This is a genomic window from Gordonia sp. CPCC 205333 (assembly GCF_048537885.1).
GTDB lineage: Bacteria > Actinomycetota > Actinomycetes > Mycobacteriales > Mycobacteriaceae > Gordonia.
The window spans coordinates 478,130-491,223 of sequence record NZ_JBCLVI010000003.1; the positions used below are offsets into that span (position 1 = coordinate 478,130).

The 13,094-nt window shown below is 63.6% G+C and carries 7 protein-coding genes; all 7 read left to right on the forward strand.

All coding sequences use genetic code 11. The features are described 5' to 3' along the window. The first annotated feature begins 120 nt into the window (after positions 1 to 120). The 7 genes from AAFP29_RS12480 (at position 121) to ruvX (ending at position 13,027) form a co-directional block, all read left to right on the forward strand. Positions 121 to 3,543, forward strand: coding sequence for a DUF2126 domain-containing protein (locus tag AAFP29_RS12480; protein ID WP_419217679.1), 3,423 nt, complete (start codon positions 121 to 123; stop codon positions 3,541 to 3,543). A 2-nt stretch (positions 3,544 to 3,545) separates the two neighbouring features. Then, positions 3,546 to 6,218: a circularly permuted type 2 ATP-grasp protein gene (locus AAFP29_RS12485; RefSeq protein ID WP_419218090.1), complete on the forward strand. Its 2,673-nt coding sequence runs from the start codon at positions 3,546 to 3,548 to the stop codon at positions 6,216 to 6,218. Continuing rightward, entirely contained in the window at positions 6,215 to 7,120 is a 906-nt protein-coding gene (locus AAFP29_RS12490) for a transglutaminase family protein (protein WP_419217680.1), read from the forward strand. The genes AAFP29_RS12485 and AAFP29_RS12490 overlap by 4 nt, the downstream gene beginning before the upstream one ends. An 81-nt stretch (positions 7,121 to 7,201) precedes the next feature. Further along, positions 7,202 to 8,386, forward strand: coding sequence for a hypothetical protein (locus tag AAFP29_RS12495; protein WP_419217681.1), 1,185 nt, complete (start codon positions 7,202 to 7,204; stop codon positions 8,384 to 8,386). A gap of 21 nt (positions 8,387 to 8,407) precedes the next feature. Further along, positions 8,408 to 9,769 (forward strand): replication-associated recombination protein A, encoded by a 1,362-nt coding sequence (locus AAFP29_RS12500; protein WP_419217682.1) that lies wholly within the window; start codon positions 8,408 to 8,410, stop codon positions 9,767 to 9,769. Between the two features lie 115 nt (positions 9,770 to 9,884). Beyond that, positions 9,885 to 12,584 (forward strand): alanine--tRNA ligase, encoded by a 2,700-nt coding sequence (gene alaS / locus AAFP29_RS12505; protein WP_419217683.1) that lies wholly within the window; start codon positions 9,885 to 9,887, stop codon positions 12,582 to 12,584. Between the two features lie 5 nt (positions 12,585 to 12,589). After that, positions 12,590 to 13,027, forward strand: coding sequence for a Holliday junction resolvase RuvX (gene ruvX / locus AAFP29_RS12510; RefSeq protein ID WP_419217684.1), 438 nt, complete (start codon positions 12,590 to 12,592; stop codon positions 13,025 to 13,027). Positions 13,028 to 13,094 lie beyond the last annotated feature (67 nt).

The window sequence follows — 13,094 nt, forward strand, 5'->3', positions numbered from 1 at the left end:
GCCGGGGATGGCATGAACCGCAGGGTTTGCGCTTGACCGACCTCCTCTATCCAGCGCGAATGCGTGGAATGTGTTGAGATTGCATTTCTGGATTTGTGCGGATGCAGGAGGATGTGGGCGTTGACCATCAAAGTGGCTCTCGAGCATCGAACGACGTATCACTTCGATCGGGTCACCAAGGTATATCCGCATGTGCTTCGGCTGCGGCCCGCTCCACATTCGCGGACGCCGATCGAGGCGTATTCACTCAAGGTCACGCCGGATGATCATTTCCTGAATTGGCAGCAGGACGCCTTCAGCAATTATCTTGGGCGCCTTGTCTTTCCGGAGCCGACGTCGGAGTTGAGTTTCACGGTCGGACTGGTTGCCGACCTCACCGCGATCAATCCGTTCGACTTCTTCATCGAAGAGTGGGCCGAATACGTCGGCTTCGACTATCCGGCCGAGTTGCGACGGGACCTGGAGGTCTACCTTCGCCCGGTCGACGACGACCGATCCGATCCGCTGGTCCAAGCGTGGGTCAACGCGCACCGCGTGAGCGGACCGGGCAAAGTTCGCATCATCGACTATCTGATGAACTTGATCGGAGCGCTGCGCGACGACGTCGGGTACACGGTGCGGATGGAAGCCGGTGTGCAGGAACCGAATTACACACTGGAGACCGCGATCGGGTCGTGCCGCGATTCGGCGTGGCTATTGGTGTCGATCCTGCGGAAGTTGGGCTTCGCCGCTCGTTTTGTCTCCGGCTACCTCGTGCAGCTGACCTCCGACGTGAAAGCGATCGACGGTCCGTCGGGCCCAGCCGCCGATTTCACCGACCTACACGCCTGGACCGAGGTGTATCTGCCCGGCGCGGGCTGGGTTGGAATGGATCCGACGTCGGGTCTGTTCGCGGGTGAAGGTCATATTCCGCTGGCTGCTACGCCGTATCCCGGCGCGGCAGCGCCCATTTCCGGATCGACTGGGAAATGCCATGCGGTCCTTGACTTCTCGAATGAGGTCACTCGATTCCACGAGGACCCACGGGTAACCCTGCCGTATACCGACGATCAATGGTCGAAGATCACTGTGCTTGGGGCCGAGCTGGACGATCGCATGCGCGCCAATGACGTTCGGCTCACCGTCGGCGGGGAGCCGACCTTCATCTCGCTGTACAACCAGACTGATCCGGAGTGGCTCACCGACGCCGACGGTCCGCATAAGCGTGAACTCGCATCGCAGCTGACTACCCGGTTGAAGGAGATCTACGCGCCGAGCGGTCTCGTGCAGCGCGGACAAGGTAAGTGGTATCCGGGTGAGCCGTTACCGCGCTGGCAGATTGATTTGCTGTGGCGTGTCGATGGCAAACCGCTATGGACCAACCCAGACCTCCTCGACGATCCGTGGACCACCCGCGCGAAGGCGCAGGCGACCATCGAACGGCAAGGTCCGGGCGGGCTCGGCCCCGATGATCCGGCTACCGCCATCGCGGCGCACGATTTCATCACGACACTGGCACAACGGCTCTCGTTGCCCGCCACGCAGGTGCTTGGTGCCTATGAAGATCCGTTGCTGCGGCTAGCCGAGTTGGTTTCGCTTCCGGCCGGCGCTCCCGCCGAGCGGTCGGCGCTGGCGATCGAAGCTACTGAAAATGATCTCACGCCCGACGCTGATACCGCTGACCGGCGCAAAGCTCTTCTCGCCGAACTGGATTCATCGGTCACTACCCCCACCGCGTATGTCCTGCCGATTAGTCGCGGAGTCGACGGATGGCGGAGTACGCGCTGGACTACCCGACGCGGGCGGTTAGTGCTCAGCCCGGGCAATTCTCCTGCGGGCCTGCGGCTTCCGCTGAATTCACTGTTCTGGGAACCCGACACCGCGCGATACCCCGCTGACCCGAGCGCCGTGGCGATCGAGCCGTTGGCTGATGTTGCCGACGAGACAGCGAAGTCCGACGGGGCGGTGCCGGATGAGGGATCAGACGATTCCAACAGCAATGACATCACCGCTCTGGTCGCCGAGGAGCGCGCCGGTGTCCTATACATCTTCCTGCCGCCGACCGACCAGGCCGACGACTTTGTCGCATTGGTCAATCTCATCGAGCACACCGCTTCGGCGCTGAGCAGGCCCGTCGTCATCGAAGGGTATGGCCCACCGGCGGACTCGCGGCTGACGACCTTGACGATCACTCCCGACCCCGGCGTCATCGAGGTGAATATTCCGCCGACGTCGTCGTTCGCGGAGCAGTCGGCGTTGCTGGCAACACTGTATGACCAAGCCCGCCGCGTCGGCCTGGGCACCGAATCCTTCGACCTCGACGGTAGCCACGGCGGCACCGGGGGTGGCAATCACATAACGCTCGGCGGTGCGCGACCCAGTGATTCGCCGATGCTGCGCCGCCCTGATCTGCTGGTGTCGATGCTGAGTTACTGGCAACGACACCCATCGTTGTCGTATCTGTTCTCCGGTCGCTTCATCGGCACCACCTCGCAGGCGCCGCGCGTCGACGAGGGCCGCGAGAGCGCATTATACGAACTGGAAGTCGCATTCGCCGAAATCGACCGTGTCAGCGCCGAAGTCGCCGCCGGCAACAACGACTATCACCTGCCGTGGATCACCGATCGAGCGCTACGGCACCTACTCACCGACATCACCGGCAATACTCACCGCGCCGAATTCTGCATCGACAAGCTCTACAGTCCAGACTCCACGCGCGGTCGTCTCGGTTTGCTTGAGCTCCGTGGATTCGAGATGCCTCCGCATCATCAGATGGCGATGGTGCAATCTCTGTTGGTGCGGAGTCTGGTGTCGTGGTTCTGGGACAAGCCATACCGTCAGCGGTTACACCGGCACGGTGCCGACCTACACGGGCGACATCTGTTGCCGCACTATGTGATCGAAGACATCGGCTACGTCGCCGAAGATCTACGGGACGCGGGCTACGACTTCGACACCGCCTGGCTCGCGCCGTTCACCGAATTTCGATTCCCGCGCCTGGGCACGGTGGCGATCCGAGACACCGAGATCGAATTGCGCGGGGCGATCGAGCCGTGGAATGTCCTCGGCGAGGAATCATCCTCCGGAGGTACCGCGCGCTACGTCGACTCGTCGGTCGAGCGCGTTCAGGTACGCGTCCTCGGCGGTGGTCGAGAGCGTTTCGTGTTGACCTGCAATGGAATTCCGGTTCCGCTGGTCAGTACGGGCCGTGCCGGGGAGGCGGTCGCCGGAATACGATTCCGAGCGTGGCAGCCGCCGAGTGCCCTGCATCCCACTATCACGGTGGACTCACCGCTGCGTTTCGATCTCGTCGACACCCATAGCGGTCGGTCGGTAGGCGGCGCGACGTATCACGTCGTGCATCCCGGCGGCCGGGCGTATGACATTCCGCCGATCAACGCGGTGGAAGCCGAGTCGCGCCGAAACGGCCGATTCGAGGCCGCCGGACATCAATTGGGGCCGATCGACATCGCACGGCTGCGTGAATACCAGTCACGGATGGCGAGCGATTTGGGCGTACCGATGATCCTTGATCTGCGGCGGGCACGTACGGTTCTTCGGTGACCATGCCACGAATGGATTCCTCGCCGGTGCTGGATCGATACCGATCCGACCGACAGGGTCTTTTCGACCTCGCGCGAGTCGCCGAGGAACAGCCTGCCGTTGGCAGGGCGACCTCCAGATACGACGAGTTGATCGATGTCGATGGAGGAATCCGGGCACCGTGGGCGCCGCTGGTCGAGCGGTATGCGCGACTCGGTGACGCGGGATTGCGGCAAGTGGATCAACGAGTCCGCACCCTCATCGACGACGACGGCATCACCTACAACGTCCTCGAAGGTGAAACGACGTTGCGGCGGCGTTGGGAGCTGGACTGCGTTCCGCTGCTGGTCGACGGCGAGCAATGGTCGGAAATCGAGCGCGGCGTCGAACAGCGGGCCCGGGTACTCGACGCGCTGCTCGCCGATGTCTATGGCGGCCAGACGATGATAGCGGCCGGCGTGTTGCCCCCCGAGCTGATCTACGGGCATCCGGGATATCTACGGCGCGCGGCGCGGCAGCCGCGCACCCATCCGCACGCGCTGTTCATGCACGCATGTGATCTTGGCCGAACTCGTACGGGAACCCTGGCCGTATACGCCGATCGAGTGCAGGCGCCGTCGGGTATCGGGTATGCGGTTGCCGACCGTAGACTGATGGCTCGGGCTCTGCCGCGACTCGTGCAGGCGTGCGTGCCCCGACCGCTGACGGCATTCGTCGCGGCGTTGCGGTTGGCGCTATTCGAACACGCGCCGCCGGGGATCGAGGATCCGACGGTCGCTGTATTGGCGCCGGGCTCATTGTCCGAGACGGCCTTCGATCAAGCATATCTTGCTGCCGCACTGGGCTTTCCGCTTGTCGAGGCAGCTGACCTGGTGGTCCGTGACGGTGCCGTGTACATGCGGTCACTCGGCAAATTCAAGCGATTGGACGTGATACTTCGTCGCGTCGATGCGGAGTACGCAGACCCCCTTGATCTGCGGGCTGATTCCAGGTTGGGAGTTACCGGACTCGTCGAAGCTGTTGCCCGCGGCACCGTTACCGTGGTGAATGCGTTGGGCAGCGGCGTGCTGGAGAATCCGGCGCTGGCGGTTTACCTTCCCGCCCTGTGCCGGGCCTTGCTCGACGAGGAACTGCTGTTGGAGTCGGTGCCAACGCTGTGGGGTGGTGCCGCACATGAACTCAGCGGCCTACTCGGTGGCCTTCGGTCGATGACGATCACCAATTTCCGGACCGGTGAGGAATTCAACGGACCTGGGCTGACGGTCACTGAGCACGCTGCGCTGCGGGACCGGATCGCGGCTACCGCATGGCAATGGGTTGGCCGGACGCTGGAGGATTTCTCGGTTGCTCCCTCGACGACACCGGGACCTACCGTTCGCGGTGGTGGGTCGATGCTGCGGGCGGCCCCGGTCGGTATCCGTGCCTTCAGCATTGCCCAGGGCGCCGGATACGCCGTAATGCCCGGTGGGCTTGGCTACGTCCTCCTCGACGGTCCGGCTGGTGGGGCGATGAATTCGATTGCCGCGAAAGATGTTTGGGTCGCCGCTGAACAAGCGGTGGCGTCGGGTGACGAGAGCGCCGGCCGTCGGGTGCTCGAGACTGTTTCGCCCACACAGGATCCCGATACCGTCTTCGTATCCGACACTGTCTTCGCCTCGTCGCCGCGCGTGCTGTCGGATCTGTTCTGGTTCGGCAGGTATGGGGAGCGCGCTGAACTGACGACGCGGATGGTCAAAGTGGCGCGCGAACGGTATGAAGACTTCCGGTACCGCCCCTGGATGACGGGTACCGCATCGATCCCGCTATTCCTCGGCGCGGTGATCACGGCGAGCGGGTCAGCCTTGGAAGCAACCGGACAGACGCAGCGGGCACCGGCCCCCGACGAGGTGAGCGATGCGGTCGCGATCCTGCATGCGCTCACTGTGGATCGTGATGCGGCTGGATCGGTGGCATTTGCCGTTGATCATTTGTCGCAGGTGGCTCGCGCGGTGCGCGACCAGTTGTCGACGAGTACCTGGATGGTGCTCGGGGCGATCGAGCGCACCCTGGACGAACTCACGGCGTCGTCGATGAGCGATCCGGAAGCAGCCGATCTTGGCCGCACCCACGACAACATCCTGCATGGACTGCTCGCATTGTCGGGTCTGCAGGCCGAGTCGATGGTGCGCGATCCCGGCTGGCAGTACATGGATATCGGCCGCCGGATCGAACGTGCGCAGGTATTGGCGACGCTCACCGCCGCGGTATTGGCCGAACGACATGATCCCGACACCGAACAGGGGTTGATGGAGACCTATCTCGTCGCAAACGAATCGGCCATCATCTACCGCCGACGCAATCGCGGGGTGTTCAGACTCGCCGCCGTCGTCGCGGTGATGCTGTTCGACGAAGCCAATCCACGATCGATGATCTATCAACTCGCGACACTGCGCACCAACCTGACGACGCTGCCCGACGCCCTCCGTTCCGCCGCAGCCGAGCGCGTCGTCGAGGACTTGATCGGCGCTTTGCGTCGGGTGGACCCGGTCGATCTGGCCGGGGTCGACGACGCGGGCAGGCGCGCTGAACTGAGCGAGTTGATAACTACGCTCGACGTCGGGGTGAGAGAGATCACCAATATTCTCGGCCGCACTCGCTTCGCCTATCCGGTGGAGATGCAGCCGCTGTGGGGAGCGGGATCGGAGGTTCGGCCATGACCGAATCGGCTGCCGACATGCGACGTTATCGCGTGATCCATCGAACTCGCTACGACTATGACGACGTCGTGACGAGTTCCTATGGTCGTTGCCATCTGCAACCACGCGATCTGCCCGGCCAGCGGGTCATCGAGACCGCGGTGGTGATCGACCCCGATCCGGACGACTTCTCGTCGGGGATCGATATCTATGGCAATACCGACAACTACTTTCACGTGCGGACCCCGCATCGGCGGCTGGAGGTGACCGGTACTTCGACGGTCGAGGTGGATCCGGTCGACCAGCAGTTGCTGACGTCCTCGGCGGCTACCGCGCAGTGGGAGTTCGCGCGGCCGTCGGGTCGTAGCGGGTCTCGAGCCGTCGAATATCAGCTCGACCTCTATCCACCGGAGATCACCGCGTCGGTACACGAGTACGCCGCGAAAGTCTTTGTGCCACAGCGTCCCCTGATCGAAGCCGTCGTCGAATTGAACAGCCGGATCTTCGCGGATTTCACCTACAAGTCGGGGTCGACTGAAATCAGCACAAAGGTCGAGCGCGTGATGGAACGCCGCGAAGGCGTGTGTCAGGACTTCGCGCGTGTCGCTATCGCATGTCTTCGGTCGCAGGGCCTGGCCGCCCGGTATGTGTCCGGGTACCTCGCGACCGACCCGCCGCCGGGTGCTGAACGCATCTTCGGTGCTGATGCCTCGCATGCGTGGGCGGCGGTATGGCTGCCGGGTGATCGATGGATCGCTTTCGACCCCACAAATGACGTGCTCGTCGGCGAACGACATGTGACCGTGGCGTGGGGTCGCGACTACGACGATGTACCACCGCTGCGTGGTGTGATCTATACCGAGTCCAAGAAGAGTGCGATCAACGTTTCGGTTGACGTGGCACCGGTCCCGGTGCCGTCCTGAACGCGGTGCCCGCCGAGTATCCGGTCTGCCGATCGCTCGACCGTTACCCCTTATGTCCCGAAGTTGGGTAGGTTGGAGGTAATGACTGTTCTTGCTGACAATCACCTGTCCGGCGCGGTTGACGCGGCCGAACGGCTGCTTACTACTCGCGCGGGGGCACCGGTGTCATTGGCCGACGCCGAGGATCTCGGCGGTAGCGGACGGACCACGGTGGTACGCGCTCGGGTAGCGCAGAACCCGGTGTCGATGGATCGCACGCTGGTAATCAAATCGCTACCCGCACACGAAGATCCGCGCTCCTTCCAGCGTGAGGTGGTGTCCTATCAGTACGTGACCGCGCTGCCGAACGAATCCCGGCCCGGCCCGCAGTTGATCGCATCCGACTATGACCACAGGTTGTTGGTGTTATCGGATCTCGGTAGTGGTCAGTCGATGAAGGATCTGCTGTCGGGAAATGACATCGTCGCCACGTCGCGGGCGGTCTCGGCATGGGGGCAGGCACTGGGGCGGATGCATGCCGCAACACTCGGCGGTGAAGAAGATTTCGCCGCGCTGTTGCGACGCGGTAACGGGAAGATCGGCGTGAGCGAGGACGTCGGCGAGCGTTGGGCCCGCCTCGCGACGGATTCGGCGGCGTCGGCAGCAGCTTTACTCGACGTAGACTTGCCCGAGGCGGTCGCGCAGATGCTCGCTGCCGGCTGTGAACTGTTCGCCGGAGGTGAACACCGGGCTTTCAGTCCCTCCGACGTCGGTCCGGAGAACATCATGCTAAACGACGACGGCGTGCAGTTCATGGACTACGAATGGGGCGGCTTCCGAGACGCCACATTGGATATCGCCTACGCGGTCGCCACTTTCGGTCAGCATCTATCGACGATCAATCTCGGTCGTCGCGCCGAATTGGAATCCGCACTGGTAGACGCCTGGCGTTCAGAGGTCGAAGGCATCTGGCCCCGGCTACGCAACGACGACGAGCTCAATACCGGCCTGCTGACGGCCTGGCTGCTGTGGTCGTGGTTGTCGACCGTGTGGATGTTGCCCGAGGGCACCTTCGAGACCGACCCGGCGCCCCTAGCGGACGACGGTCTGGTTGAAGACCCGGCCGCGGTGCTCTCGCACGACTGGGCGCTGCACAGCAATGACCCGCGAGTGATCGTCGCGCGTTGGACCGATCTCGCCGACGCCGCATCGCGTTCGGGTGCGACGCAAGTGGCCGAGTTCGCCTCGTCGGTTGGGCTCGCACTGCAGCGCGCCTGGTTGAGCTGACCGTCTGGCCGACGACCAGCGATGGATAGTCTTTTCGACCCGGTCCCGACCGCTGCGACAACTCCGCTCGGTCCGCCCGAGGGTGCTGCCGCGCCGCTCGCCGTGCGAATGCGGCCGCAGGCGCTCGACGATCTGATCGGGCAAGAACATCTGTTGACCGACGGCTCCCCGCTGCGACGACTGATCGCCGGCTCGGGAGCGGCGTCGGTTCTGCTCTACGGCCCGCCCGGGACCGGCAAAACCACGATGGCCTCGCTTATCTCGCGGGCAACCGGCGGCCGGTTCGAGGCGTTGTCGGCGTTGTCGGCCGGGGTGAAGGAAGTGCGCGCGGTGATCGACGTCGCGCGTCGGCGACTCGTCGCCGGCCAGCAGACCGTGCTGTTCATCGACGAAGTACACCGCTTTTCCAAAACCCAGCAGGACGCGCTGCTCGACGCGGTAGAAAACCGAATCGTGCTGCTGGTAGCGGCGACGACGGAGAACCCGTCGTTCTCGGTGGTCGCGCCGCTGCTCTCGCGTTCGTTGGTATTGCGGTTACAGACGTTGTCGGAGAACGACATTCGTGAAGTACTTGCCCGCGCGATCGCGAGTCCACGCGGCCTGAACGACGCGGTGGCAGTATCCGACGAGGCGCTCGATCATCTGGTCGCGGTAGCCGGCGGCGACGCGCGTCGGGCACTGACCGCGCTGGAAGCGAGTACCGCGCCGTATCTCGACGATCTGTCCTCCGATGCTGACACGGTGCCGACGGTTGGCATCGCCGACGTCGAGCAAGCCATCGATCGAGCGGCAGTGCGCTACGACCGCGATGGCGACCAGCACTACGACATCATCAGTGCGTTCATCAAATCGATCCGGGGCTCCGACGTCGATGCCGCATTGCACTATCTCGCGCGCATGATCACCGCGGGGGAGGATCCGCGGTTCATCTCGCGTCGGCTGATGATCCACGCCTCCGAGGACATCGGGATGGCCGACCCGACGGCCCTGCAAACCGCGGTCGCGGCGGCGCAGGTGGTGTCGCTGGTGGGTATGCCCGAGGCCAAACTGGCACTTGCCCAGGCGACGATCCATCTCGCGACCGCGCCGAAGTCAGGTGCGGTGACGTCCGCGCTTGCAGCGGCGATGGCCGATGTCGCGGCCGGAAAGTCGGGTGCGGTACCCGGTCATCTCCGGGACGGACACTATGCGGGAGCCGAGAAGCTCGGCAATGCCATCGGATACAAATTTCCCCACAATGATCCTGATGGTGTTCTGCCGCAACAGTATCCACCTGACGAGCTGGTCGGTGCCGACTACTACGAGCCAACCGAACGCGGTTTTGAACGCGACCTCGTCACCCGGCTGCCGCGACTGCGCGCGATAGTGCGGCGGCGGCGGTAGGCACGCGCCGATCCGGTGAGCCGCGCCGACGCCGTCGGCGACCGAAGGTGCGGATATCACTGGCGGTAAGCTAGAGGTCTTGACTTGTCGTTAAACCCCTAAAAGGACCCCCAGAGTGCAAACGCATGAAATCCGTAAGCGATTTCTGGATCATTTCATCCGCGCCGGACACACCGAGGTGCCCAGCGCATCGCTGATCCTCGACGATCCCAACCTGCTGTTCGTCAACGCGGGAATGGTGCCGTTCAAGCCGTATTTCCTGGGAGCTCAAAACCCGCCGTATGACCGAGCGACAAGTGTGCAGAAATGCGTGCGCACCCTCGACATCGAAGAAGTCGGCATCACCACGCGGCATAACACCTTCTTCCAGATGGCGGGCAACTTCGCCTTCGGTGACTACTTCAAACGTGAGGCGATTGGCTTCGCCTGGAGTTTGCTGACCGACAGCGTTGACGATGGCGGCTACGGGATCGACCCGCAAAAGCTTTGGCCCACAGTCTTTCTCGACGACGACGAAGCATTCGGTATCTGGCGTGACGAGATCGGCGTGCCGGCTGAGCGGATCCAGCGCCGAGGGATGGCCGACAACTACTGGTCGATGGGCGTACCCGGCCCGTGCGGCCCATGTTCGGAGATCTTCTACGATCGCGGTCCGGCCTACGGCGTCGAAGGCGGCCCAGAGGCCGACGAGGATCGATATATCGAGATCTGGAATCTCGTGTTCATGCAGAATGAGCGCGGCGAGGGGACCACGAAGGACAACTACGAGATCCTCGGTCCGTTGCCCAAGAAGAATATCGATACCGGTATGGGGATCGAACGCGTTGCCTGCATACTCCAGGGCGTCGACAACGTCTACGAGACGGACCTGCTCAAGCCGATCATCGACGTCGCTTCGGCATTGACCGGAAAGCCGTACGGCGCCGGGAGCGCAGCGAACCACGAGGACGACGTACGGTTCCGCGTCATCGCCGATCACACTCGTACCGCGGTCATGCTGATCGGCGACGGTGTCCTGCCTTCCAACGACGGCCGCGGCTATGTGCTGCGTCGTCTCCTACGGCGGATAGTTCGCTCGGTTCGCCTGCTGGGGGCCACCGCGCCCACGATGCGTGAGTTCGTCTCGGTCGGCGTTGATCTGATGTCGCCCGCATACCCGCAGGTTGCCGAACAACGTGATCACATCATCACGGTCGCGGTTGGCGAGGAGACCGCGTTTTCCACGACCCTCGTCGCCGGTTCCAAACTGTTCACCGACGCGGCGGATGCGACAAAGAAGGCATCGCTTACGCAGATCAGTGGCTCGGACGCGTTCGCGCTCCACGACACCTTCGGTTTCCCTATCGATCTGACCTTGGAAATGGCGTCGGAGGCCGGTCTGACCGTCGACCGTGACGGGTTCGCCGAACTCATGGCACAGCAACGCAGGCGCGCCAAGGCCGATGCCACCGCACGCAAGTCGGGTCACGCGGATCTGTCGGTCTACCGCGACTTCGTCGATCGTGGTCCCACCGAGTTCACCGGATTCGACGAACTCGTTTCCGAGGCGCGGGTACTCGGGCTCGTGTCGGGCGGGCGGCGGATCGCCCAGGCAGGCGTCGGGCAGGAACTGGACGTGATCCTCGACCGGTCACCGCTGTACGCCGAGTCGGGCGGCCAGCTGGCTGACGTCGGGTCGATCACGACCGGGGCCGGTGTACGACTCCGTGTCACGGATGTACAGAAGGTCGCCAAGTCTGTCTGGCTGCACAAGGTTGTCGTCGATGAAGGCGAGATCGTCGAAGGTGACGAGGTGATCGCCGCAGTCGATACCTCTTGGCGGCACGGTGCCACCCAAGGGCATTCCGGCACTCATATGGTGCACGCCGCGCTGAGGCAAGTGCTTGGGCCATCGGCAACTCAGGCCGGCTCACTGAACCGGCCCGGCTATCTACGCTTCGACTTCCATTCGGCCAAGCCGCTTTCGGACTCGCAACGATCAGAGATCGAGGAGATCGCCAACTCAGCCGTTGAGGCCAACTACCCGGTGCGAACCTTCGAGACCGGACTGGCCGAGGCCAAGGCGATGGGCGCGATGGCACTGTTCGGCGAGAACTACGGTGACGTGGTGCGCGTGGTCGACATCGGCGGGCCATTCTCAATGGAACTATGTGGTGGCACCCACGTGGCGGCGTCGGCGCAAATCGGGCCGGTGACCGTCGTCGGCGAATCGTCGGTCGGGTCGGGAGTGCGTCGTGTCGAGGCATATGTCGGCATGGATTCGTTCCGTTACCTGTCCAGAGAACGCGCGTTGATGGCCGGTCTGGCCTCGTCACTGAAGGTGCCGTCGGCCGAGGTGCCCGACCGCGTCGAATTGTTGGTCACCAAGCTGCGCGAAGCCGAGAAGCAGCTCGAGAAGCTCAAAGCGGAAGCGGCCGGCGCTGCGGCGTCGGGCCTGATCGATTCGGCGGTCACCGTCGGCGACACCCTCGTCGTCTCGGGTCGAGTCGCCGACGGCCTCGACGGCAATGGACTTCGCGGGTTGGCAACGGAGTTGCGGGCCAAGGTCGGGGACCGGCCGGCCGTCGTAGCGTTGTTCTCGGTGATCGGCGACGGCGGTGCGACGGGAAGCGTTAAGGTGCCCTTCGCGGTCGCGACCACTGACGCCGCACGCAAGACCGGACTGAAGGCCGGTGATGTAGTAAAGGAGATCGCGCCACTGGTCGGCGGTCGCGGAGGCGGCAAGCCCGACCTCGCACAGGGGTCGGGTAACGACGCATCGGGTATCGACGACGCTCTGGCGCGCGTTGCGCAGTTGGCCGGGCAGGTCGGATAACCGAGGTGACCTGGATCCGGGGCCGGCGAATCGGCATCGACGTCGGCACGGTTCGAATCGGCATCGCGGTATGCGATCCCGATGGGATCCTGGCGACGCCGGTGGAGACGGTTTCGCGCTCGAAAGGCAAGGCCCGCGGCGATGATTTGGATCGGATCGCGCAACTGATCGATGAGTACGAAGCGATCGGCGTCATCGTCGGATTGCCGCGAAACCTTGCGGGCGAGGAATCATTCGCCGCAGAGGCGGTGCGAGCCTTCGGCGATCAGATCGCCGCTCGGATATCCCCAGTTCCGCTGGAGTATTTCGACGAGCGGATGACCACCGCAAGTGCATCGCGCGCGTTGCGTTCTGCTGGAGTAAGTGCGAAATCAGCACGCTCGGTGATTGATCAAGCGGCGGCAGTCGCTATTCTTCAGGGGTGGTTGGACTTCGCCCGATGACCGGGTTAGGCAATGCGATCGGTATCGACAAGCCTAAAATTGTGATGGTCAATTGTGAAAGCGTGGG